The organism is Methylogaea oryzae (genome assembly GCF_019669985.1).
In the GTDB taxonomy this organism is placed as follows: Bacteria; Pseudomonadota; Gammaproteobacteria; order Methylococcales; family Methylococcaceae; genus Methylogaea; species Methylogaea oryzae.
This window is the reverse complement of sequence record NZ_AP019782.1, coordinates 1,837,764-1,860,514: the sequence shown is the minus strand read 5'-3', so window position 1 is coordinate 1,860,514 and position 22,751 is coordinate 1,837,764. Positions and strand designations below refer to the sequence as shown.

At 63.9% G+C, this 22,751-nt stretch carries 22 protein-coding genes; 5 read left to right on the top strand and 17 right to left on the bottom strand.

Annotation, left to right across the window (positions count from 1 at the left end; genetic code table 11):
* Window positions 1-60: 60 nt before the first annotated feature.
* The 4 genes from K5607_RS08425 to K5607_RS08410 form a co-directional block, all read right to left on the bottom strand.
* Window positions 61-315: a hypothetical protein gene (locus K5607_RS08425; protein WP_054772497.1), complete on the bottom strand. Its 255-nt coding sequence runs from the start codon at window positions 313-315 to the stop codon at window positions 61-63.
* A 95-nt stretch (window positions 316-410) separates the two neighbouring features.
* The gene (gene gloB, locus K5607_RS08420; protein WP_221048796.1) at window positions 411-1,181 is read right to left on the bottom strand and encodes a hydroxyacylglutathione hydrolase; all 771 of its coding nucleotides are present in this window, start codon (window positions 1,179-1,181) and stop codon (window positions 411-413) included.
* 119 nt (window positions 1,182-1,300) lie between these two features.
* Window positions 1,301-1,534, bottom strand: a complete 234-nt coding sequence (locus tag K5607_RS08415) for a hypothetical protein (RefSeq protein ID WP_221048795.1) — start codon at window positions 1,532-1,534, stop codon at window positions 1,301-1,303.
* A gap of 171 nt (window positions 1,535-1,705) precedes the next feature.
* Entirely contained in the window at window positions 1,706-1,879 is a 174-nt protein-coding gene (locus K5607_RS08410; protein ID WP_221048794.1) for a hypothetical protein, read from the bottom strand.
* Window positions 1,880-2,158: 279 nt separating this feature from the next.
* On the opposite strand from K5607_RS08410, the gene K5607_RS08405 reads away from it, so the two are divergent.
* The 3 genes from K5607_RS08405 (at window position 2,159) to K5607_RS08395 (ending at window position 4,832) form a co-directional block, all read left to right on the top strand.
* Window positions 2,159-3,055 carry a carbohydrate ABC transporter permease gene (locus tag K5607_RS08405; protein ID WP_054773580.1) on the top strand — a complete coding sequence of 299 codons (897 nt, stop codon included), beginning with the start codon at window positions 2,159-2,161 and terminating at the stop codon, window positions 3,053-3,055.
* The gene (locus K5607_RS08400; RefSeq protein ID WP_054773581.1) at window positions 3,055-3,876 is read left to right on the top strand and encodes a carbohydrate ABC transporter permease; all 822 of its coding nucleotides are present in this window, start codon (window positions 3,055-3,057) and stop codon (window positions 3,874-3,876) included. Before K5607_RS08405 ends, K5607_RS08400 begins: the two co-directional genes overlap by 1 nt.
* A gap of 110 nt (window positions 3,877-3,986) precedes the next feature.
* Window positions 3,987-4,832 (top strand): response regulator, encoded by an 846-nt coding sequence (locus K5607_RS08395; protein WP_082411512.1) that lies wholly within the window; start codon window positions 3,987-3,989, stop codon window positions 4,830-4,832.
* Here K5607_RS08395 and ligA read toward each other — a convergent pair.
* From ligA to smc, 3 genes are read right to left on the bottom strand one after another with little or no spacing between them, the layout of a single operon-like run.
* Entirely contained in the window at window positions 4,821-6,836 is a 2,016-nt protein-coding gene (gene ligA / locus K5607_RS08390) for an NAD-dependent DNA ligase LigA (RefSeq protein ID WP_221048793.1), read from the bottom strand. The two genes, K5607_RS08395 and ligA, sit on opposite strands and share 12 nt — an antisense overlap.
* A gap of 8 nt (window positions 6,837-6,844) precedes the next feature.
* Window positions 6,845-7,510 (bottom strand): cell division protein ZipA, encoded by a 666-nt coding sequence (locus K5607_RS08385; protein ID WP_054773583.1) that lies wholly within the window; start codon window positions 7,508-7,510, stop codon window positions 6,845-6,847.
* A 9-nt stretch (window positions 7,511-7,519) separates the two neighbouring features.
* Complete coding sequence (gene smc, locus K5607_RS08380) at window positions 7,520-11,029, bottom strand: chromosome segregation protein SMC (protein WP_221048792.1); 3,510 nt, start codon at window positions 11,027-11,029, stop codon at window positions 7,520-7,522.
* A gap of 200 nt (window positions 11,030-11,229) precedes the next feature.
* Here smc and queF point away from each other — a divergent pair, with 200 nt between their 5' ends.
* Together queF and K5607_RS08370 are read left to right on the top strand one after the other, a co-directional pair.
* On the top strand, window positions 11,230-11,619 hold the full coding sequence (gene queF / locus K5607_RS08375; RefSeq protein ID WP_054774615.1) for a preQ(1) synthase: 390 nt from the start codon (window positions 11,230-11,232) through the stop codon (window positions 11,617-11,619).
* 57 nt (window positions 11,620-11,676) lie between these two features.
* Window positions 11,677-12,762 carry a type IV pilus assembly protein FimV gene (locus tag K5607_RS08370; RefSeq protein ID WP_221048791.1) on the top strand — a complete coding sequence of 362 codons (1,086 nt, stop codon included), beginning with the start codon at window positions 11,677-11,679 and terminating at the stop codon, window positions 12,760-12,762.
* A 66-nt stretch (window positions 12,763-12,828) separates the two neighbouring features.
* On the opposite strand, the gene K5607_RS08365 is transcribed toward K5607_RS08370, so the two are convergent.
* Genes K5607_RS08365 through truA form a run of 10 tightly spaced genes read right to left on the bottom strand, consistent with a single transcriptional unit; the run spans window position 12,829 to window position 22,715 of the window.
* A complete protein-coding gene (locus K5607_RS08365; RefSeq protein ID WP_221048790.1) occupies window positions 12,829-14,016 on the bottom strand; it encodes an O-succinylhomoserine sulfhydrylase in 1,188 nt (395 codons plus the stop codon).
* A 17-nt stretch (window positions 14,017-14,033) separates the two neighbouring features.
* Window positions 14,034-15,542 carry an amidophosphoribosyltransferase gene (gene purF / locus K5607_RS08360; RefSeq protein WP_054774396.1) on the bottom strand — a complete coding sequence of 503 codons (1,509 nt, stop codon included), beginning with the start codon at window positions 15,540-15,542 and terminating at the stop codon, window positions 14,034-14,036.
* A gap of 35 nt (window positions 15,543-15,577) precedes the next feature.
* Window positions 15,578-16,069: a CvpA family protein gene (locus K5607_RS08355; RefSeq protein ID WP_221048789.1), complete on the bottom strand. Its 492-nt coding sequence runs from the start codon at window positions 16,067-16,069 to the stop codon at window positions 15,578-15,580.
* Between the two features lie 31 nt (window positions 16,070-16,100).
* Complete coding sequence (locus tag K5607_RS08350; protein WP_221048788.1) at window positions 16,101-16,952, bottom strand: SPOR domain-containing protein; 852 nt, start codon at window positions 16,950-16,952, stop codon at window positions 16,101-16,103.
* Window positions 16,930-18,228, bottom strand: a complete 1,299-nt coding sequence (folC, locus tag K5607_RS08345; RefSeq protein WP_221048787.1) for a bifunctional tetrahydrofolate synthase/dihydrofolate synthase — start codon at window positions 18,226-18,228, stop codon at window positions 16,930-16,932. The genes K5607_RS08350 and folC overlap by 23 nt, the downstream gene beginning before the upstream one ends.
* 3 nt (window positions 18,229-18,231) lie before the next feature.
* The gene (gene accD, locus K5607_RS08340; RefSeq protein WP_221048786.1) at window positions 18,232-19,140 is read right to left on the bottom strand and encodes an acetyl-CoA carboxylase, carboxyltransferase subunit beta; all 909 of its coding nucleotides are present in this window, start codon (window positions 19,138-19,140) and stop codon (window positions 18,232-18,234) included.
* Between the two features lie 12 nt (window positions 19,141-19,152).
* On the bottom strand, window positions 19,153-19,965 hold the full coding sequence (gene trpA / locus K5607_RS08335; protein ID WP_054774515.1) for a tryptophan synthase subunit alpha: 813 nt from the start codon (window positions 19,963-19,965) through the stop codon (window positions 19,153-19,155).
* On the bottom strand, window positions 19,962-21,191 hold the full coding sequence (trpB, locus tag K5607_RS08330; RefSeq protein WP_221048785.1) for a tryptophan synthase subunit beta: 1,230 nt from the start codon (window positions 21,189-21,191) through the stop codon (window positions 19,962-19,964). Before trpB ends, trpA begins: the two co-directional genes overlap by 4 nt.
* Window positions 21,169-21,864 carry a phosphoribosylanthranilate isomerase gene (locus K5607_RS08325; RefSeq protein ID WP_221048784.1) on the bottom strand — a complete coding sequence of 232 codons (696 nt, stop codon included), beginning with the start codon at window positions 21,862-21,864 and terminating at the stop codon, window positions 21,169-21,171. The genes trpB and K5607_RS08325 overlap by 23 nt, the downstream gene beginning before the upstream one ends.
* A complete protein-coding gene (truA, locus tag K5607_RS08320; RefSeq protein ID WP_054774971.1) occupies window positions 21,861-22,715 on the bottom strand; it encodes a tRNA pseudouridine(38-40) synthase TruA in 855 nt (284 codons plus the stop codon). The genes K5607_RS08325 and truA overlap by 4 nt, the downstream gene beginning before the upstream one ends.
* Window positions 22,716-22,751 lie beyond the last annotated feature (36 nt).

Genomic DNA, 22,751 nt, shown 5'->3' with positions numbered 1-22,751 from the left:
CCCCTTTTTATGTTCCCATGAATGATCGGGCGCGCAGCGCGCCGCGTGCGGCCCCGTCCTCTAATGGCGGGTTTGCAACGAGTCTTCCAAGCCTTTCAGCGCGTCGCGCGGAATCGCCACCAGATTGTAGGCGGCGAGATAACGGGCCACCAGTTCTTCGCTGACGTTCACGTTGACGGCGATTTGCGGCAACTCCGCCTTCGGACCTTTAAGCGCCTCGCGCTGGTCCAGGCGGCGAGTCAGCGCCGCCTGGCTGGCCAGCACGCCGCCGGCGAAACCCACGGCCAAAAACAGCACATACATGACGATGTCCACACGCTCTCCCAAGGAATCGAAATGGTGATGATCAGGGATATGGCCCTCGATCGCCGAATTTCAAGGCGCCCCGCGATTTTCCGACGCGCGGCCGATTACGCCTTGAAGCTGTCCTTGCGGCAACGCAGAGCAACGAACACCTGCAAATCCGCCGCCCGCTCCAAGCCGAGCGTTGCGCGGATTTCCGCGCTGGAGGGACGAAGGAACGGATTGGTCGCGACCTCCTCGGCCAGCGTGGAAGGCACGGTTGACTCGTTCCTGTCGCGCAGCTCCGCGACGCGGCGCAACCGCTCCGCCAAAGCGCCGTTGCCCGGTTCCACCGTCCGGGCGAAACGGCCGTTGGCCTGGGTGTACTCGTGCGCACAATAGACCAAGGTTTCCCCGGGCAATGCGGCCAATTTTTGCAGCGACGCCCACATTTGTTCGGCGCTGCCCTCGAACAGCCGGCCGCAGCCCAAGCCGAACAGGGTATCGCCGCAGAACAGGCGCTTGGCCTGGGGCAGCCAATAAGCCAAATGCGCCCGCGTATGGCCCGGCACTTCCAGCACCTCGATCACGTTGTCGCCCAAGGCCAACCGGTCGCCTTCCGCCAGAAACGTATCCAGACCCGGGATGCGGTCTTTATCCGCCCGCGCGCCGGCGATACGGCAACCGGTCGCCCCGTGCAGTTCCAAGTTGCCGCCGACGTGATCCCAATGATGGTGGGTATTGAGCACATAGTCTAAGCGCCAGCCTTTCCGCTGCAGGAACGCCAGCACCGGCTCCGCTTCCGCCGGATCCACCACGGCCGTGGCGCCGCTGGCGGCATCGTGCAACACGAAGATATAGTTGTCGTCGAGGACGGGCAGTATTTCCACTTGCAGCATGATGACGCTCCTCTAAACAAACGCCCAACCGATGGCGTGGGCCAATTGTATGACGGCGCCGCTCAGGGAAAAACAGACAGCGAGAATTCAACCCGGCCCGGGCGGCGGGCGACGCCGGATCACGGCTGCCGTTCCGCGCGGGCCCTTCTTCCCCGTGGCGGCGTCCAGCCCATGCGCGCCCGCACCGCATCGGTCAGCTGCCGCAAACGGCGCGCGGCATAAGCGCGCAACCGAACCGAGGCGCTCAAAATGCCATGGGCAATATGTCTCCCCCAAATAGCCAGGATACGGTCAAGGTGTACCAGCAAAATCTTGAACAACCGCGCGGCGTGTTCGTATAGGTAGTCTTTCATTGCCAATCTCCGGAGCGATCGCCGCAACCGTACCCTGAACGGCGCTCCACGGCAATCGGCATGGGTATGGAATCAGCGGGCCGCCGGCCCGCAGGAAAGGCCGTCCCAGCGGCGGGACGTGATCCGTGATCGAGGACGTTCCCGATGTGCGCCGCTGCCGCGCCGATCCGCCTAGTGGGGCGGCTGGGCCTCGTCCTCAACAACATCGACGAGAGCGGAAGGCTCGGCGCCCGACTCGCCCTCCGCCGCGCCTTTGTTCAGCTTGCGCAGGCGTTTTTCCTCCTGCTTGGCTTTTTTGGCGATATCTTTCTGACGTTTTTCATACTGGTAGTTAGGTTTTGCCAAATCGTTCACCTCGGTGAGTAGGCGGCCTTACGCGAGAGCAAGGCGCAGAATCGGATCGGGAGGTTCCGGTGGGAGGCCGCGCGGCAGCGCGGATGGGATGGGGAAAGGCGGGATCATTGCCCGGCGCAGGCCTTGCGGGCGATTATAGGCGTTCGCACGCCAGCCCGGGGAAATACATCGGCAGCGCTACCGGCCACCGGACGATTTATCGCCCAACGCCGCTTGCCTTTGTCGCCGGCTTCCGTATCCTGGCGCTTGGTTTAGTTAAGAGTTTTTTTCGTGCCGTATTCCAGTCCCCAACAGGACAATCTAGCCCAGCGCCGCGTCGCGTTTTGGTTCGTGGCGCCGGCGCTGGCGCTGATCGTGCTGTTCTTTTTTCTGCCGGTGCTGGTCGGGCTGTTGCTGAGCGTAACGGATTTCGATATCTATGCCCTGGCGGATGCGCAACAATCCCGCTACGTGGGCTTGGAAAACTACCGGCGATTGCTGGAAGCGCCGCTGTTCTGGACCGCGCTGAAAAACACGCTGTATTTCGTGGCGGTGGGCGGCCCCCTCTCCCTGGCGGTGTCCTTGATCGCAGCCTTGCTGGTGAACCATCCGCTGGCTTGCTGCAAGCCGCTGTTCCGCTCGGCGCTGTTCTTGCCGGTGGTGACGACCTTGGTAGCCATGGCGGTGGTGTGGCGTTATTTGTACCATCCTCGCTACGGCTTTCTCAATTACGCCCTGAGCTGGTTCGGCGTGTCTCCGATCGACTGGCTGGGCGATCCCGACTGGGCCATGCCGGCCATCATGCTGCTGGCCATTTGGAAAAACTTCGGCTTCAACATGATCATTTTCGTCGCCGGCCTGCAGAATATTCCCTCGCGCCTTTATGAGGCCGCCGCCCTCGACGGCGCCGGCGAATGGCAGCAATTCCGCCACATCACCCTCCCCCTGCTGGCGCCCACTTTTTTGTTCGTGACCGTGGTGACGCTGATCGGCTATTTCCAGCTGTTCGGCGAACCTTACGTGATGACCCAGGGGGGTCCCAGCAACGCCACTCTGAGCGTGGTGCTGCTCATGTTCCAGGAAGGCTTCAAATGGTGGAACATGGGCTTCGCGGCGGCGGTGGCGGTGGTACTGTTCGTGCTGATCCTGGCCGGCACCTGGCTGCAATTGCGCTTGAGGCGAACCTGATGTGGCGCTGGATGCAAACCCTGCTGGTCAACGGCGCCCTGCTGCTGGGCGCCGCGTTGACGTTGTTTCCCTTGTTGTGGATGCTGTCCGTGTCCTTGATGCCGGCCATGGACTCCACCCAGATTCCGCCGCCGCTGCTGCCGGACAGCCCGACGCTGGAACACTACAAGGTGTTGTTCGAGCGCCTGAAATTGGGGCGCTATGTGCTCAACAGCGTCGGAGTCGCCCTGGCGGTGACAGCGCTGTCGCTGCTGCTCAACTCCATGGCCGGCTATGCCTTCGCCAAATTGAGATTTCCCGGCCGGGAATGGATATTCCAGGCCCTGGTGGCGTCCATGGTGCTGCCGGCCCAAATCGCCATGCTGCCTTTGTTCCTCATGCTCAAGCAATTCGGACTGGTGAATAGTTACGGCGGCTTGATCGTGCCCGGCATGGCCAGTATTTTCGGCATATTCCTCATCCGCCAATACGCGCTGTCCATCCCCAACAGCCTGCTGGACGCGGCCCGGGTCGACGGCGCCGGCGAATTCCGCATTTATTGGTCGGTCGTGTTGCCGCTGCTCAAACCCATTCTGGTGACCTTGGCGATTTTCACATTCCTTGGCTGTTGGAACGACTTCATGTGGCCGCTGATCCTGCTGGCCGACCAGGACTTGTACACCCTGCCGGTGGCGCTGGCGAACCTCATGGGCGAACACGCCCAGGATACGGAAATGATGATGGCGGGTTCGGTGTTGACCATCGCCCCGGTGCTGCTGATGTTTTTGTTGCTGCAGAAGTACTACATCGACGGCCTGATGCTGGGAGGAGTGAAAGAATAACGCGGCATCGCCCCGCCGCCGCTCGGAACCGCAACAACGCGATCGAACCGCGACGGCGATTTGTTATCATATGATCCTTCGCTCCCAGCGAAGAAAGCGGCGTCCCCGCCATGCGGCCAGGCCCTGCCCGGCCTCCCGGCTCGAGCGCTGCCGCAGGCTATGCAAACACGGCTCATACGAAAGGACTCATGTACCCTCAAGCGCTCCGCATATTGGTAGTCGACGATAACCCCTTGAATCGCGACCTGGTGCGCCTCCAGCTGGAGGAGTTCGGCTTCGCGGTGGAAACCGTCTGCAACGGCGAGGAAGCCTTGCTCGCCTTGACGGCCTCCCCTTACAAACTCGTTTTGATGGACTTGCACATGCCGGTGCTCGGCGGCAGGGAAACGATACGTCGCCTGCGAGCCACGGACGGAGCCAATCGGGACGTGCCGGTCATCGCCCTGACGGCGCAAACCTGCGGTTCGGATCGCGAGACGCTGAAAGTCGAAGGTTTCAACGGCGTCTTGTACAAGCCGTTGGAAATGGACGAACTGGCGCAAACACTGGCGGTTTTCTATCCGGAAGCCATGTCGGCCGCCAACCAGGCCGCCGCAGCGCAACCCGGCACCTGGCCCTGCCTGCTGCGGCGCGCCAACGGCAGCGTCGCCCTAGCCCAATTGCTGCTCACCCGGCTGATGGAAGAACTGCCCCGGCAAATGGCGTTGATAATGCAGGCCCTGGATAGCGGCCAGCGGGAAAAAGCCTTGGAATCGGCCCACAAGCTGCACGGCTCCGCCGCCTATTTCGATTTGAACGACATCAAAGCGGCTGCGGATACCCTGGAACGCCTGCTCATCGCCCAAGTCAAAATCGGCGAGCAAGCCGCCTGCAATCGCTTGGCCGCCGCCATCGACGCATTCTTGCTGCAACGGGACGCCATCATGGCCGAAGCGGCCCTGGCTTCAGCGAGCTAATAACGCCAAGAACGCCGTCTCGCTCAGTATTTCGACGCCCAGCGCTTCGGCCTTGACCAGCTTGGAACCGGCCTCGCTGCCGGCCACGACGTAATTGGTTTTTTTCGAAACGCTGCCGGCCACCTTGGCTCCCAAGGCCAGCAGCTTATCCTTGGCCTCGTCGCGGGTCATGGACTCCAGCGTGCCGGTCAAGACGAAGATCTGGCCCAGCAACGGCCGCTCGCCCACGCCCTCCGGCACCCCTTCCGTCCAATGCACGCCGGCCGCGCGCAAGGCGGCGATCACTTCGCGATTGTGCGCTTGGGCGAAAAACGCCACGATTTGTCCCGCCACGGCCGGCCCCACGTCCGGCGCCGTCTGCAGCGCGGCCTCGTCCGCCGCCATCAGGGCGTCCAACGTGTGGAAATGGCCCGCCAAGGTTTGCGCCGTGGCCTCGCCCACCTCGCGGATTCCCAGGGCGTAGAGGAAACGCGCCAAAGTCGTGCGCTTGCTTTTCTCGATGGCGCGAACGAGGTTCTCCGCCGACTTTTCCCCCATGCGCTCCAAGCTGGCCAGATCCTCCACGGCAAGGAGGTAAAGATCGGCCACGGTCTTGATGCGGCCCTGGTCCAACAACTGATCCACCAGCTTATCGCCCAGCCCGTCGATGTCCATGGCGCGACGGCTGGCGAAATGTTTGACCGACTCCTTGTGTTGCGCCGGACAGTACAGACCGCCGCCGCAGCGCAATATCGCCTCGCCCTCGACCGCCACCACCCCCGAATCGCAAACGGGGCAGCGATCCGGCATGACGAAAGGCTGCGCGTCGGCCGGCCGCGCTTCCAGCAACACGCGATCCACCTTGGGAATCACGTCGCCGGCACGGCTGACCACCACGGTATCCCCTACCCTGACGTCCTTGCGTTGAACTTCGTCGGCGTTGTGCAGCGTGGCGTTGGTGACGGTGACGCCGCCGACGAACACCGGCTCCAGCCGCGCCACGGGCGTCAGGGCGCCCGTGCGCCCCACTTGCACGTCGATGGCGACGACGCGGGTGGTGGCCTCCTCCGCCGGAAATTTGCGGGCGACGGCCCAGCGCGGCGCACGCGCCACGAAGCCGGCGAGCTCCTGCCAATCGAAGCGGTTGCATTTGAACACAACGCCGTCGATGTCGTAATCCAGGTCGGGACGCTTGGATTGCAGGCGGCGGTATGTTTCGTGGCAGGCCTCCACGCCCTCCACCACCCGCAATTCCGGCGATACGGGCAAACCCCAACGACCGAACAGTTCCATCAGCTCGTGGTGACGGGAAGGCAAAGCCTCGGCCGGGAAAACGCCGTGGCCGTAGCAATAAAAGCGCAGGGGGCGGCTGGCCGTTACGCCGGGGTCGAGCTGGCGCAGGCTGCCGGCGGCGGCATTGCGCGGATTGACGAACACCTTTTCGCCGTTTTGCTGGGCACGGGCGTTGAGGGCCTCGAAGCCCTTCTTCGGCATGAACACTTCGCCGCGCACTTCGAAGCGCTGCGGCCAGCCCGCGCCCAGCAGCTTGAGGGGTATGCCGCGGATGGTGCGCACGTTGGCGGTGATGTTCTCGCCGGTGTAGCCGTCGCCGCGGGTAGCGGCGCGCGCCAGCAGGCCGGACTCGTAGACCAGGCTCACCGCCAGGCCGTCCAGCTTGGGCTCAGCGGCGTATTCCACGCTATCCACGCCCAAACGCTCGCGCAGCCGCCGGTCGAAGGCGGCCAATTCCTCGTCGTCGAAAGCGTTGTCCAACGACAACATCGGCACTTCGTGGGCCACGGCCGCGAAGGCGTCCAACGGCGCCGCGCCGACCCGCTGGGTGGGGGATTCGGGGCAAATCAGCTGGGGGTATCGCCCTTCCAGCGCTTGCAGTTCGCGCAGCAGGGCATCGTATTCGGCGTCGCTGATCAGCGGCGCGTCGAGTTGATAATACTGGCGATTGTGGAAATCGAGTTGCTCGCGCAACGCCGCGGCGCGATCCGCCGCGTCCTGGGGGACGGACACCGAACGCCTCAAGCCAAAGCGTTGCGCAGCGCCGCGATGCTTCCGGTGGTCAACGGTTCGCGATCGGCGTCCCATTCCACGCCGTTCAAGCGGATCGCCAGTTCGTGGCAGCAGGACACCAGCCTGTCGAAGGTTTCCAGCGGCTCGGCGACTTGGTCGACTTGGAAAAACAACACCACGCCGGGACAGCGGAAGTCCGTCATATTGTTGACGGGGAAAGTGCCGGGCTCGACGATGCTGGCGACGCTGAAATGGATGGCGTTGCTGTCGTCGTACAAGTGAAAAATGCCCATATCGCCGTAGCGCAGTCCCACGTAATGGAAGGCATCCATCAGCTCGCTGCCGGAGAAGAAACCTTCCTCGGCCGCCACCACGCTCAACTGCACCACCGCCGGAGCCACCATCTTGGGGCGAATCGGCCTGGCCGTCGGCGCGGCGGCACTGTTCCAAGCGGAATGGCCAGCGCCCTGCGCCGGGGGCACGTCCTCGTCGTCCAAATAGTCGTCGTAAGCCGCCTCGTCTTCGCCGCCGAACTCGTCCACGTAATCGCGTCCGCTCAGCATATCGCCCCACCAGGCGCGAATTTTTTCGTGGTAGCGATCCCACAGGTAAACGCCGACGATCACCAAAACGCCGATTATCGATAATATGATCCGAACCGTGGTTCTATCCATTCGTGATCCTCAAGCCCCCGCCAGCTCCACCGCTTTATCTATGTCGACCGCAACAATACGGGACACGCCCGGTTCTTTCATGGTGACGCCGGCCAACTGTTCGGCGATCTCCATGGCACCCTTGTTATGGGTAATGAAAATGAATTGTACCGCTTCAGACATTTCTTTGACCAATCGTGAAAAGCGTCCCACGTTGGCTTCGTCCAAAGGAGCGTCCACTTCGTCCAGCAAACAGAACGGCGCCGGGTTCAATTCGAAGATGGAAAACACCAAGGCTACCGCCGTCAGCGCCTTTTCGCCACCCGACAGCAGATGAATGGAGCTGTTTCGCTTACCGGGCGGCCTGGCCATGATGGTGACGCCGCTGTTGAGCAAATCCTGGTCGTGTAATTCCAGATAGGCGGTGCCGCCGCCGAACAGCGTGGGAAACTTTTTCTGCATGCCGGCGTTGACCTTGTCGAAGGTCTCCTTGAAACGGCTGCGGCACTCCTGGTCGATTTTTTCGATGGCCTCTTCCAGGGTCGCCAGGGACTCGCTCAGGTCCACGTACTGCTGCTCCAGGAACGCGGCCCGCTCGCTTTGCGCCTGGTGCTCCTCCACCGCCGTCAGGTTGATGGCGCCCAGCCGCTGGATATCCTCCTGCAACGCCGTCAAACGGGCCTGCCAACGGCCCTCTTCCGCCTCTTCGGTCAGTTGTTCCAGCACCGTTTCCAGATTCTCGTCCGCCTCGGCCAGCTGCTCCTGCTGGGTTTGGCGGCGCACCAGGATGGATTGCACTTCCACCCGGGCTTTCTCCAGCTTTTCCCGCAAGCGGCTGCTGTCTTGCTCCACCCGGCTGCGCTGTTCTGCCAGCTTGCGCAACTGCGCGTCAGCCTCCTCCAGGGCGCGCCGGGATTGCGCCAGTTCCGCCTCCACCGCGGCGCGCTGCTCCTTGAGCTCGGCCAGTTGCTCCCGTTCGTCGCGCATGGGCGCTTCGCTGCCCTCCAGGCGCTGGCGCAGCTCGGTGATGCGTTCGGCCGCTTGGCGGCTATGCTCGCGCAAGCGCTCCAGGTGCTTGGCGGTAAGTTCTTGCGACGAGGTCAGCGTGCCGCGCCGGGCGCGCAAGGCGTGCAGCGTCTCCCGCGCCGAGCGCGATTGCTGCTCCGCCGCCTGCAATTGGTCGCGGGCCGCGTTGACCTCGTTCTCGGCGCTGGCCAACCGCGCCTGATGTTCCGCCAACCCTTCCTCCGCCTGGGCCAGCATCAGTTCCGCCTCGGCTTTTTCCTCGCCGTTGTGGCGCTGGGCTTCCGTGATTTCCGCCAGTTCCTCGTCCAGCTGGCGCAGGCGTTTTTGCGCCTGTTCCAGGCGAATGCGGGCCGCCGCCAGTTCGGAGGAGCGTTTGTTCAGGGTGGACGCCAGCGCTTGTTCGCTTTGCTGCAACTCGCCCCGGCGCGTTTCCTGGTCGCGGCGGGTCTGCTCCAACTCGGCGATGCGCGTTTCGCATTCGGCGCAACAGCCGTTCAAGGCTTGCTGCCGTTCGCGCAGGGCGCGTAATTCTTTTTCTCGCTGCAATACGCCGCTGCGCTCGTCCTTTTCCCGCTGCACCAACAGCCAACGGTCGCCAAGGCGCACGCCGTCCGGGGTGATCACCGACTCGTGGCTGGCGAGTTTTTCCGCCATGGCTTCCGCCGCGGCCAGGTCCGGCGCGCAATAAACGCTACCCAACAGCCCTTCCAGCGCCCAGGGCGACGTCACCTGTTCCGCCAAGCTCGAGGCCGACCGAGCAGCGGCGGACTGGGCGGGCGCCGCGGTCGCCACCAACGCCAAGGACTGCCCCTGCAGTTGTTCCAGGTGGGAAACGGCGCCGCCGAAATCGTCGACGCATACGGCTTGCAAATGGCGATCCAGCACTTTTTCCACGGCGGTTTCCCAGCCGGGCCGAACCTCCAGGCACTCCGCCAAACGCGGCGCGGCGGCCAAGCCGGATTGCTCCAGCCAGCGCTGCAACGGCCCGTTATCCTTGCCCATGGCGTGTTGCTGCAAGGTTTCCTGGGAGGCCACGCGGCCGTTGACTTGCTGCAATTCGTTGCGGGCGGCGTGCAGTTCGTCGCGCATGGCCTTGAGCTGCGCGCGGCCGTTCTGCAAGGTCTCCTCCAGCTCCTGGATCGCCTCCCGCGCATCGGCGCGGCGCAGTTCCAACTCGGCCACTTCCTGCTGCAACTCCTCCAGACCTTCCTGGTCCAGGTTGGCGGCCAGCTCGCCCCGTTCCGCCTCCAGGCGCTGCCGGCGGGATTGCAAGCGGCCGGCGTCGTCCCCCAAATGGCGCAGACGGGTGCGTTGCACTTCCGCCTGCTGGCCGTGGCGGGCCGACTCGCCCTTGGCGGCATCGCGCCGGTGCTGGCTTTCCTGGTGATGGCGCGCGGCGTCTTCGCGCAGGCCGTTGGCCTCCTCCTCGCGGGCCTCCGCTTCGCGGCATTCCAGCTCCAAGCGCAGCAATTCCTCCCGCACGTTTTCCATCTGGCCCTGGTCGTCGGCCAGATCGCGGGCGGCTTTTTCCGATTCGGCCTCCAGCCGTTGCAGCTCCCGCTGCATTTCGGCGCGACTCTGCTCGGTCCCGCGGATGGATTGCTCCAAACGGCTGATGTCGGCGCTGATGCCGTAAAAGCGCCCCTGGGTGCGTTCCAACCCGTGCTGCAACTGGGCGTGTTCCTTGCGGCGCAATTCCTGCGACAGGTCCAGTTCGCGGCCGGTTTCCCCTTGCTGCGACAACTCCTCCACATAACCGGCGATGGTTTGCTGCTGCGCTTGGCAAGCTTGATCGTATTGCCGCCAGCGCAGCGCCAACAGTTCGCGGCGGTAGCGGCGCTCCTCGTCGCGCAGTGCCAGGTATTTTTCCGCCTTGTTGGCCTGGCGTTGCAGATTGGCCAGCTGCTTGGTGATTTCTTCGCGCAGATCGTTGAGACGGTCCAGGTTTTCCCGCGTGTGGCGCATGCGGATTTCGGTCTCGTGGCGCCGCTCCTTGTATTTGGAGATGCCGGCGGCCTCCTCGATGAAGCCGCGCATTTCCTCCGGCTTGGCCTCGATGAGGCGGGAAATGGTGCCCTGCTCGATGATGGCGTAGCTGCGCGGGCCGAGGCCGGTGCCGAGGAAGATGTCGGTGATGTCCTTGCGGCGGCAGCGGGTGTTGTTGAGGAAATAGGCCGACTGGCCGTCCCGCGTCACCTGGCGCTTGACGGAAATCTGCGCGTAATCGGCGAATTCGCCCGGCGCATCGCCCTCGCTGTTGTCGAACACCAGTTCCACCGAGGCCATGCTCACCGGTTTGCGGGTGGACGAGCCGTTGAACACCACGTCGCTCATGGACTCGCCGCGCAAATGCTTGGCCGAGCTTTCGCCCATCACCCAGCGCACCGCGTCGATGAGATTCGACTTGCCGCAACCGTTCGGCCCGACGATGCCCACCAGATTGCTGGGCAGGGGCAGCACCGTGGGATCGACGAAGGACTTGAATCCGGCGAGTTTGACTTTTTCCAGCCGCATGGGGGTATCGCTTAGGCGGCGTGGACCGGGAAAATGAAGGAGCGCATGGCGGGTTCGGGCAAGGACGATGGCGGGAGTTCGGTACGGCCATTATACCGAAGTCGCCCCGGCTGTGCCCGAAGCGGGGCGGATTAAGCCATGTCCCGCGCAAAATCCGCTAAAATGGCGGGATCACCAATCAATCCTCGACGATAGAATTTATGTCCACCCAACCCAGCAAAGAACTGGAAGTTTTCGACAACCCGCAGCCGGAACGCGACTACACCATCCGCATCGACATGCCGGAATTCACCTGTCTTTGCCCCAAGACCGGCCAGCCGGATTTCGCCACCATCCTGCTGGAATACGTGCCGGACGCCCGTTGCGTGGAACTGAAATCCCTCAAGATGTACATCTGGTCCTACCGCGATGAAGGCGCTTTCCACGAAGCGGTCACCAACCAGATCCTCGCCGACCTGGTTTACGCCACCCAACCGCGCTACATGCGCGTCACGGCGAAGTTCAACGTGCGCGGCGGCATTTACACCACGGTGGTGGCGGATTACAGGCATCCGGCTTGGCAACCGCAACCCTTGGTCGCCCTGCCCTAATCTCAACCCTTTCCGCCGGCGCTGCGGCGACAACACCAAACGACAAGAGGGCGAGCGATGCCAAAACCGCTGAAATACGCCTCGGCCGCGCTGGGGCTGCTCGCCCCAATGGCCGCCCACGCGCTGAATGTGGGGGAAATGGAAGTCCGCTCAGCCCTCGACCGGCGTTTCGAAGCGGAGATCCCCCTCGCTCTGGAAGCCGGCGAATCGGCGAAAAACCTGCGCGCGGGTCTCGGCTCCCCGGAGGCGTTCGCCGAGGCGAAAATTCCGCGCCCCGCCTATTTATCGGATTTCCGCTTCGAGCTGGCCGAAAAAAACGGCCGGCCGGTATTGCGAATCAGCTCGGAACACGCGGTAAAAGAAACCTACCTGACATTGCTGCTGCAATTGGAAAGCCCCAAGGGCACGCTGCTGCGTAAATTCAACGTGGTGCTGGATCCGCCGTCGCCGCAACGCAACAACGCCGTCAGCACGGCGGCGGCTCCGCAAACGGCCGTCCCTACCCGCCGCTACGGGCCGGTGAAACACGGCGACTCGCTGTGGACCATCGCCAAGCGGGTAAGCAAGGATCAGCGTATCCCTTTGACCCAAGCCATCGCCCTCCTGCACGACGCCAACCCGCAGGCTTTCGTCAACGGTCAAAGAAACGCCATCAAACTGGGCGCGGTATTGAATCTGCCCATGCGGCCCAACCCGGCGAAACCCGGCAACCCGCCGTCGGCTCAGCCCCGCCCCGAAGCCTCGCTCAAACTGCTCGGCCCCCAGGAGAATCGGCCGCCCCAATCCGCCGCCGAAGCCGCCATGCGGGAAAAAATGGAGGCGACGGCGGCCCAGAAGGCGCTGAAGCTGGCGGAAGAAGCGCAGCAGGAAAGCGACGACAACCGCTCCTACCTGGCGCGGCTCGAACAGCAAATGGCGAAGTTGCGGCAAAGCCTGATGAGCAACGCGGCAAAACCGGCTGCTGCTGCGGCTCCGCCCGCCCCGGCCAAGGTCGCCGCGGCGGCTGCGCCGGCCCTCCCGACGCCGAAGCCGGCCCGTGCGGCGGCGGCCGCGTCGAAGCCGGCGGATAAGGCGAAAGACGGCAAGCGGAAGGCGCGGCAACGCCGCCAAGCCTCGAGCCGCGACGCCGCTAAAAAATCCTAAGCGCCGTCAAGCCGTCGAAACCGGAGAGCGATACGGGCGGCGCCGACGCGGCACCGCCCGGAGGCGTCACTCCGGCAGTCCGCGCCGCAAGTCGCCGATGATGTCGTCGATATTTTCCAGACCGACGGCGATGCGCACCAATCCGTCGGCGATGCCGGCGTTGGCCCTGTCCTCCGGCGAAAGACGGCCGTGGGTGGTGGTGGCCGGATGGGTGATGGTGGTTTTCACGTCGCCCAGGTTGGCGGTGATGGACAACATCCGGGTGGAGTCGATCAGCTTCCACGCCGCATCCTTGCCCCCCGCCAATTCGAAGCTGACGATGCCGCCGCCGCCGGCCTGCTGGCGCTGGGCCAATTCGTGCTGCGGATGGCTGGCCAGCCCGGGATAATGAACTCGCTTTACCGCCGGCTGCCGTTCCAGCCAGCGCGCCAGCTCCAGCGCATTGCCGCAATGGGCTTTCATGCGCAAGGACAGAGTCTCCATGCCTTTCAGGAATACCCAGGCGTTGAACGGGCTCATGCTGGGACCGACGGTGCGCAAATAGGGGTAAACGGTTTTGTCCAGCAACTCGTTGCCGCCCACCACGGCGCCGCCGACGCAGCGGCCTTGGCCGTCCAGGTATTTGGTGGCCGAGTGAATGACGATATCCGCCCCCAAGGCCAGCGGCCGCTGCAAGGCCGGCGTGCAAAAGCAATTGTCGACGATCAGCAACGCCCCCTTGGCATGGGCCAGGTCGGCCAGGCGGCGAACGTCGGCGATTTCCGTCAGGGGATTGGACGGCGTTTCCAGGAACAGGAAGCGCGTGCTGGGGCGAATGGCTTGCTCCCAACCGGCATAGTCGGTCAACCCGACATAGCTGGTCTCCACGCCGAATTTGGCGAGGAAGTTCTGGAAGAAAATGGTCGTGTTGCCGAACACGCCCCGCGAGCAAACCACATGATCGCCGGCCTTCAGCAAGCTGAATCCCACGGCGGCGATGGCCGCCATGCCGGAGGCGACGGCGATGCAGCGCTCGCCGCCTTCCAACACGGCCAGGCGTTCCTCGAAGGCGCGCACCGTGGGGTTGGTGAAGCGGGAATAGATGTTGCCGGGAATTTGGCCGGTGAAGCGCGCCGCCGCTTCCGCCGCGCTGCCGAACACGTAACTGGAGGTGGCGAAGATGGGATCGCTGTGTTCCTGTTCCGGCGTGCGGTGCTGCCCTGCGCGGATGGCCTGGGTTTCAACGGCGTATTGTTGCCAGTCTAGCTCGTCCACTGCCCTGTTACCCCCGTTTACACCGCATTGTTGAGATCGAGTATGGAGCTGAGCCGCGCGTCCTGGCCCTTGGCGCCGTCGGAACGCTTGCAGCTCTGCGCCGCCAGGTACTCCTCGGTAATGTCGCCGGTCACATAGTCGCCATTGAAGCAGGACGTATCGAACCGTACGACATCCGGGTTGCCTTTTTGCACGGCGCGGATCAGGTCGTCCAGATCCTGGTAAACCAGCCAATCGGCGCCCAGTTCGCGCTGCACTTCGTCGTCGCTGCGACCGTGGGCCACCAGCTCCTCCGCCGCCGGCATGTCGATGCCGTAGACGTTGGGGAAACGCACCGGCGGCGAGGCCGAAGCGAAGTAGACTTTTTTCGCGCCGGCGTCGCGGGCCATTTGGATGATCTGCGTCGAGGTCGTCCCGCGCACGATGGAATCGTCCACCAGCAGCACCGTTTTGTCCTTGAACTCCAGGTCGATGGCGTTGAGCTTGCGCCGCACGTTTTTCGCCCGCATCTGCTGGCCCGGCATGATGAAAGTCCGGCCGATATAGCGATTTTTCACGAAGCCTTCGCGATATTTGACGCCCAGCGTATTGGCCAACTGCAACGCAGAGGTGCGGCTGGTGTCGGGAATGGGGATGACCACGTCGATGTCGTGGTTCGGAAGGGTACGCAGAATCTTGTGCGCCAACTTCTCGCCCATGCGCAAACGGGCCTTGTACACCGAAATATTGTCGACGATGGAGTCGGGGCGGGCGAAATAGACGTATTCGAAAATACATGGCGCATACGTGGCCGCTTCCACGCACTGGCGGCTGTGCAGCGTGCCGTTGCGCTCGATGAATATCGCCTCGCCCGGACGCACGTCGCGCACTAGCTTGAAGCCCAACACGTCCAAAGCCACGCTTTCGGACGCGAACATATATTCCTTGCCGTTGGGCGACTGCCGTTCGCCGTAGACCAGCGGGCGAATGCCGTGGGGGTCGCGGAACGCCAAAATGCCGAAGCCGGTGATCATCGCCAAGGCGGCGTAAGCGCCATTACAGCGGCGGTGCACGGCGGACACCGCCTGGAACACGTCGTCCACTTCCAGGCGCAACTTGTGACCCTGCTGCAGTTCGTGGGCGAAAGCATTGAGCAGCACTTCCGAGTCGGAACCCGTGTTGCAATGACGCTGATCCTCCTCGAACAAAGCGCGGCGCAACTCGTCGGCATTGGTCAAATTGCCGTTGTGCGCGAGCGTGATGCCGTAGGGGGAGTTGACGTAAAACGGCTGCGCTTCCGCCGAGCTGGAGCAGCCGGCGGTGGGATAACGCACGTGGGCGATGCCCATATTGCCTTGCAATTGCAGCATGTGGCGCGTGTGGAACACGTCGCTCACCAAGCCGTTGTCCTTGCGCAAGTACAAACGTCCACCCTCGCAGGTGACGATACCGGCGGCGTCCTGGCCACGATGTTGCAATACCGTCAGAGCTTCGTACAGCTCCTGATTGACATTGTCATGGGAAACGATGCCAGCAATGCCACACATAGGCGATTACCCTAATAGCGAAAGGAAAAGAGAAATTAACGGTAGGTTACATAACCGGCCACGCCGGCGGGCAACTGCCCGCGCAGCCACAGGGCCAGTTTCTGGAACGGCGGAATCAGTTGGGACTCCTTCCACCAAGGATCTTCCGGCAGCGGCGTCACCCCCGCCAGCAATACCAATACGGAAACGATCACCGCGCCGCGAGCGACGCCGAAAACCAATCCCGCCAAGCGGTCGGTGCCGCTGAAACCGGTCGCGGAAACCAATTTGGATACGAGGAACCCCACCAGTCCGCCCACCACCAAAGTCATGACGAACAGAATGCCGAACGCCGCGGCGATGCGCGCCGAGGGCATGGAAATGGAGGCTTCCAAATAAACGGAAAACTCGCGGCTGAAGGTCAACCCAATCCAGCCGGCCAAGATCCACAAAGCCAGGGAAAAACCTTCCCGCACGAATCCCCGTATCAGGCCGACGATGGCCGACAGGGAGATCAAGCCGATGATGGCGTAGTCGATCCAGATCAAAGTTTCAGCCCAAGGCTTAAGGGACGAATCATCACGGATAGGAAACGATCATGCCTTTGACGCCAGCCTCCGTCTCCATTTTTTTCAGCGTGGCTTCCGCCCGCGCCCGATCCAGCTCCGGCCCAACGCGCACCCGGTAACTGTTGCCGTTGGGGCTGGGGATCATCTCCACGAAGGCGGCGACATTGGCTTGGCGCAGCTTGACCAGCAAAGTCTTGGCGTTGGCCTCGTCGCCGAAGCTGCCGGCCTGGATGATCCAGGCCGACATCTTGACCGGAGCGGTCGGGGCCGGCTTCGCATCGGCCGCCGCCGGCGGCTTGGCGGCGACCGGCGCCGCCGCCTTGGGCTTCGCCGCCGCAGGAGCCGCCGCCGGCGTCGCGGGCACGACGGGCGCCTTGGCCGGGGCCGGCTCCGCCACGGGGGCGGGCTTCGGTTTGTCCAGCGGTTTGAGCAGTTCCGCCGCGGTCGGTTTGGACGGCGCCTCCTTGACCAACGGCTTCACCTTGGGCGGCGCGTTCTGCGCTGTCGCGGAGCGGCCGGCGCGGGGCGCGCTTTCCGGCATCAACGCGTCCTGAGCGTCGGCCGAAACGCCCATGTCGTCGGTCGGCTCGCCGCCGCCGCTCGGAACGTCCAGCGGGTCCAACGGTTCTTCGCGGATCGCCGTGGGTTCCGGCGCCGGCGGCAATGCCGCCATTTTCGGCGCGGAGGAAGGAAGCGGCAAAGCCTGGGACTGCAACTCTTGGGGGAACTCGGGTACGTTGGCGGCACCGATACTAGCCGCTTCCCGGTCGCTGCTGTCTTCGAACAGCATCGGCACGAAAATCACGACCAAAGAAACAACGATGGTAACGCCGATTAACCTAGTCTTTAACTGTTGATCCATGAGCTACCTCAACTCCCGACGCCATTTGCGCCAAAAACTCCGCCACCAAAAAAAAGGATCCGAACACCACGATCAAGTCGTCCGCGCGAGCATCCCGCCGCGCCGCCCTAAAAGCCTCGGCCACGTCGGCATAACCTCCATGGATCGGTGCCGCCGTCGCGGCCGCCAACAGCGGGTGCAGCTCGTCCGCCGTGGCCGCCCTCGGCATGGCCAGCGGCGCAAGATACCACGCCGACACCAAATCGGCGACGCCGCCCACCACCCCGGCGACGTCCTTGTCGCGCATGATGGCGAAGACGGCCAACACGCGGCGTCCGCCGAAGGCCTCCCGCAAATACTCGGCCAGTACCCGCGCCGCCTGGGGATTGTGCGCCACGTCGGCCAGGACAGCGGGCGCGCCGGGAATCAATTGGAACCGTCCCGCCAAGCGAACGGTCTCAAGGCCGCGCCTAACCGCCGATTCCGCCACCGGCAAACGCGTTTGCACCAATTGCAGCAGTTGCAGCACCGCCGAGGCGTTGAGCAGCTGGTGCTTGCCGGGCATGGCCGGCAACGGCAACTCTCGCAACGAGCCGGTCGAGCCGCGCCAGTTCCAGCCGGCGCCATCCATCGAATAACCGAACTCCCGCCCCTGGCGGTGCAGCGCGATGCCCTGTTCGTCCACATAAGACAGCAAAGCCGGCGGCGCCTCGGGGTCGCCCAGCACCGCCGGGTGGCCGCGCCGGTAAATGCCGGCTTTTTCCAAGGCGATGGCGTCGCGGCTGTCGCCCAGCCATTCCTGGTGGTCGATGTCGATGCTGGCCACCAGCGCCGCGTCCGCGTCGATGATGTTCACCGCATCCAGTCGGCCGCCCAGCCCCACCTCCAAAATCTGCGCGTCCAAGCCGGCGCGGCGGAAAATATCCAACGCCGTCAACGTGCCGAACTCGAAATAACTCAAGCTGGTGTCGCCACGCGCGCCGTCCACCCGGCCGAACGCCTCGCAGATGGTCGCGTCGTCGACCGGTTCGCCGTCGATTTGGATGCGTTCGTTGTAGCGCAACAAATGCGGCGAGGTGTAAGTGCCCACCCGGTAGCCGGCCGCCCGCAAGATGGCGCTCAACAGCGCTACGCTGGAACCCTTGCCGTTGGTGCCGCCCACCGTGATGGTGAAAGGGGCCGCGCCGCTGCCCAGGGCGTCGTATACGCGCCGGACCCGCTGCAAGCCCAAGTCGATGGGTTTGGGATGCAGCGTTTCCTGCCATGCCAGCCACTCGGCCAGCGTTGAGAAGCGCATGGGTTAGGAGTGCGCCGCGTCTTCCCTGGTGAGCAAGGCCCGCTCGCCGCGCGGTTTGCCGCGGCTATAGCTGAGCATGCCCAGCAACTCGGCCAGTTTGTCGCGCATTTCGCGACGGTCGATGATCATGTCCACCGCACCGTGCTCCTGCAGGAACTCGCTGCGCTGGAAGCCTTCCGGCAGTTTTTCCCGCACGGTCTGTTCGATCACGCGCGGGCCGGCGAAACCGATCAAGGCGTTGGGCTCGGCCACGTTGATATCGCCCAACATGGCCAAACTGGCGGAAACGCCGCCCATCGTGGGATCGGTCATCACCGAAATGAACGGCACGCCGGCATCGGCCATGCGCGCCAGCACGGCGCTGGTTTTTGCCATCTGGAACAGCGACAGCAGCGATTCCTGCATGCGGGCGCCGCCGCTGGCGCTGAACACCACGTAGGGAATCTTCTGCTCCAGGCAGATATTGGCGCCGCGCACGAAGCGCTCGCCCACCACCGAGCCCATGGAACCCGCCATGAATTGGAAGTCGAACGCCGCCGCCACCAGGGGCTGGCCTTTCAACCGGCCGCGCACGACGATGAGGGCGTCTTTTTCGCCGCTGGCTTTCTGCGCCTGCACCAACCGGTCCTTGTATTTTTTGCTGTCCTTGAATTTGAGCGGATCGGTGGGCGCCAATTCCTCGCCCAGTTCCTGGCGCTGCTCCTTATCCAGGAACAGGTGCAAGCGCTGGCGGGCGTTGATGCGCATGTGGTGATCGCACTTGGGGCAAACCTCCAGGTTGCGCTCGACCTCGGCCTTGTAGAGGATGGCGTTGCACTGCGGGCACTTGGTCCACAACCCTTCCGGCACCGTGCTTTTGGTCAAAGCGTCGGTGCGGATCTTCGACGGCATCAATTTGGAAAACCAGCTCATGGCGCGGTCCTCTTAGCGTGTAGCGTCCATTGCGGCGCGCATGGCGCGCAACAGGTCGCTGATCTGATTGGACAACTCGCTCGCGGCGAGCGTCGGATTTTGCTCGATGACGGAGATCAACGCGCTCCCCACCACCACGGCGTCGGCCACGCGGCTCAGCGCTCCCGCCGTCTCGGCGTTTTTCACGCCGAAGCCCACGCCGAGCGGCAGCTGGGTATGGCGGCGGATTTCAGCCAGCTTCTCCTCCACGTCGGCCAGGTCCAGGTTGCCCGCGCCGGTCACGCCCTTGAGGGAGACGTAATAGACGTAACCGCTGCCCACTTCGTCCACCCGCGCAATCCGCTCGGCGGTGCTGGTCGGAGCCAGCAGGAAGATGGGATCGATGCCGGCTTCCTTCAACATGGGCAGGAAGTCGCCCGCCTCTTCCGGCGGCATGTCCACCGTCAGCACGCCGTCCACGCCCACGGCCTTGGCCCGTTCGACGAAAGCCGCGTAGCCCATCACTTCCACCGGGTTGAGGTAGCCCATCAGCACGACGGGCGTGGTGTCGTCCAAGCGGCGGAATTCGGCCACCATGTCCATGGTCTTGCGCAGGCTCATGTGGTGGGCCAAAGCGCGCTCGCTGGCCTTTTGGATCACCGGGCCGTCGGCCATGGGATCGGAAAACGGCACGCCCAGCTCAATGATGTCGGCGCCGGCCGCCACCATGGCGTGCATCATGGGCACGGTGAAGCCCGGCGTCGGATCGCCGGCGGTGATGAACGGAATCAGCGCCTTGCGGCCCTGGCGAGCCAGGTTTTCGAAAGTGGAAGTCAGGCGACTCACAGTTGGATGCCTCCCCGCTGGGCTACGGTGTGGATGTCTTTGTCGCCGCGCCCGGACAGGTTGACCAGCACGGTTTTCTCTTTGCCCAGGGTGGGCGCCAGCTTCATGGCGTAAGCCACCGCGTGGCTGGACTCCAAGGCGGGGATGATGCCTTCCTTGCGCGTCAGCGTGTGGAACGCCTCCAAGGCCTCGTCGTCGGTGATGCTGACGTAATTGGCGCGGCCGATGTCTTTCAGCCAGGCGTGCTCCGGACCGACGCCCGGATAATCCAGGCCGGCGGACACGGAATGGGTTTCGATGATTTCGCCGTCGTCGTCTTCCATCAGATAGGTGCGGTTGCCGTGCAGCACGCCGGGCCGTCCGGCGCTCAGCGGCGCCGAATGGCGGCCGGTTTCGATGCCGTCGCCGGCCGCTTCCACGCCGTACATGGCCACTTGGGCGTCGTCGATGTACGGGTGGAACAGGCCGATGGCGTTGGAGCCGCCGCCCACGCAGGCCACCAGGGCATCGGGCAGCCGGCCGGTCATCTCGGTCATCTGTTGCTTGGACTCGCGGCCGATGATGGCCTGGAAGTCGCGCACCATGGCGGGATACGGGTGGGGACCGGCCACCGTGCCGATGATGTAGAAAGTGTTGTCGATGTTGGTAACCCAATCGCGCATGGCTTCGTTGAGCGCATCCTTGAGGGTTTTGGAACCGGACTCCACCGGCACCACCGTCGCGCCCAGCAACTTCATGCGGTAAACGTTCTGCGCCTGGCGCGCCACGTCCACCGAGCCCATGTACACCACGCACTCCAGACCCAAGCGGGCCGCCACCGTGGCGGTGGCCACGCCGTGCTGGCCGGCGCCGGTTTCGGCGATGATGCGGGTCTTGCCCATGCGCTTGGCCAACAGGGCCTGGCCGACGGTGTTGTTCACCTTGTGCGCGCCGGTATGGTTGAGATCCTCGCGCTTCAGGTAAATCTGCGCGCCGCCCAGCTCGCGGCTGAGACGCTCGGCATGGTAGATGGGGGACGGACGGCCCACGTAGTGCTTGAGGTCCTGGTCCAGCTCGGCCAGGAAGGCCGGGTCTTTCGTGTAATGCTCGTAAGCGTCCTTCAACTCGCCGATGGCATGCATCAGGGTTTCAGCCACGAAAACGCCGCCATAAGGCCCGAAGTGGCCCCGCTTGTCCGGCCAGTTGTAGGGTCCGGATGCCTGCTTAACCTGTGCGCTCAAATTCATACACCTCGTTGAGAAACGCCGCCATTTTATCGAAATCTTTGATGCCCTTGGCCGATTCCACGCCGCTGCTCACATCCAACGCGTAGGGACGGGCAACCGCCAAGGCCTGCCGCACGTTGTCCGGCGTCAAACCGCCGGCCAGCACGATGGGCAGGGAACACTGGGCCGGAACGCGCTCCCAGTCGAATGCCGCGCCGGTGCCGCCCTTGGCGTCGGGATGCCAGGCGTCCAGCAGCAAACCGGCCGAATCGTGGTAGCGCCAGGCCACTTGCGCCAAATCCACGCCTTCCGCCATGCGAATGGCCTTCATGTAAGGCCGCCCGAAACCGCGGCAATATTCCGGCGATTCGTCGCCGTGGAATTGCAGCAAGTCCACCCGCACGTTGGCCAGCACGTCGCGAACCGCCTCTTCCTGCTCGTCCACGAACAACGCCACCACCGTCACGAAAGGCGGCAAAGCCGCCACCACGGCCTGGGCCTGGGCGACGGTCACGGCGCGCGGGCTGGGCGGATAAAACACCAGCCCCAACGCGTCGGCGCCCAAGGCCGCCGCCGCCGCCGCATCCTGCGGCCTGGTAAAGCCGCAAATTTTAACCCGAGTTCGCCGCCAGGGATATGACGATTTCCTTTCCGGCGCCCAGGCAACCCCATTCGGCGCACCAACTTGGCTCATTCCACCACCTCCTCGCCGGCCAGCTCATGCAAGACGGAATCGGCGGGATCGCCGGTATAACGGCAAGCGTCGGCGGGCAAGCGATCCAGCACCGGGTGGCGCGCCAAACCGAATTCCGCCGGATAAGCCACGCCGCCGAAATACAAGCCGTCCGGCGGCGCGGTCACGCCGCCCTGGCTGCGGTCGCGGGATTCCAACACCGCCTTGGCCCACTCCGGCTCTTGCTTGCCGATGCCCACCGCGATCAACACGCCGACAATGTTGCGCACCATGTGGTGCAGGAAAGCATTGGCGGAAATATCGACGATCACCCGGTCTTCCCGGCGGTAAACATGGATGAAATACATGCGCCGCCTCGGGCTCTTGGACTGGCAGCCCAAGGCGCGGTAGGCGCTGAAATCGTGTTCCCCTATCAAGTGCTCGGCGGCCAACTGCATACGGGCCTCGTCCATGGGGTGGTAAACCCAGGTCACCCGCCGCCGCTCCAGCGCCGATCTGACCGGGCGATTGAGGATGACGTAGCGGTAAAAGCGGGCGATGGCGCTGTAGCGGGCGTGGAAGCGGTCGTCCACCGGCTTGGCCCACAGCACCCGCACGTCCTCGGGCAGCGCGGTATTGATGCCCATCAGCCAGCCGCGCAACTCCCGCTTGGCGTCGGTATCGAAGTGAGCCACCTGTTCCAGCGCGTGCACCCCGGTATCGGTACGGCCGGCGCAGATCACGCTGGCCGGGTGATCCGCCACCTTGGAGACCGCCGCCTCCACGCAAGCCTGGACGCTGCGCGGCCCGTCCTGCCACTGCCAGCCGGAAAAAGCGCTGCCGTCGTATTCGATGCCGAGTGCGATACGCACGATAGATGAGAAGGGAAAACTGCCGAAGAAGGAGGC

Coding starts and splice junctions, on each gene's coding strand:
- gloB (WP_221048796.1), bottom strand. CDS start 1,181: ATGCTGCAAGTGGAAATACTGCCCGTCCTCGACGACAACTATATCTTC.
- K5607_RS08415 (WP_221048795.1), bottom strand. CDS start 1,534: ATGAAAGACTACCTATACGAACACGCCGCGCGGTTGTTCAAGATTTTG.
- K5607_RS08400 (WP_054773581.1), top strand. CDS start 3,055: ATGTGGCGCTGGATGCAAACCCTGCTGGTCAACGGCGCCCTGCTGCTG.
- K5607_RS08395 (WP_082411512.1), top strand. CDS start 3,987: ATGCGGCCAGGCCCTGCCCGGCCTCCCGGCTCGAGCGCTGCCGCAGGC.
- K5607_RS08385 (WP_054773583.1), bottom strand. CDS start 7,510: ATGGATAGAACCACGGTTCGGATCATATTATCGATAATCGGCGTTTTG.
- smc (WP_221048792.1), bottom strand. CDS start 11,029: ATGCGGCTGGAAAAAGTCAAACTCGCCGGATTCAAGTCCTTCGTCGAT.
- queF (WP_054774615.1), top strand. CDS start 11,230: ATGTCCACCCAACCCAGCAAAGAACTGGAAGTTTTCGACAACCCGCAG.
- K5607_RS08370 (WP_221048791.1), top strand. CDS start 11,677: ATGCCAAAACCGCTGAAATACGCCTCGGCCGCGCTGGGGCTGCTCGCC.
- purF (WP_054774396.1), bottom strand. CDS start 15,542: ATGTGTGGCATTGCTGGCATCGTTTCCCATGACAATGTCAATCAGGAG.
- K5607_RS08350 (WP_221048788.1), bottom strand. CDS start 16,952: ATGGATCAACAGTTAAAGACTAGGTTAATCGGCGTTACCATCGTTGTT.
- folC (WP_221048787.1), bottom strand. CDS start 18,228: ATGCGCTTCTCAACGCTGGCCGAGTGGCTGGCATGGCAGGAAACGCTG.
- accD (WP_221048786.1), bottom strand. CDS start 19,140: ATGAGCTGGTTTTCCAAATTGATGCCGTCGAAGATCCGCACCGACGCT.
- trpB (WP_221048785.1), bottom strand. CDS start 21,191: ATGAATTTGAGCGCACAGGTTAAGCAGGCATCCGGACCCTACAACTGG.
- K5607_RS08325 (WP_221048784.1), bottom strand. CDS start 21,864: ATGAGCCAAGTTGGTGCGCCGAATGGGGTTGCCTGGGCGCCGGAAAGG.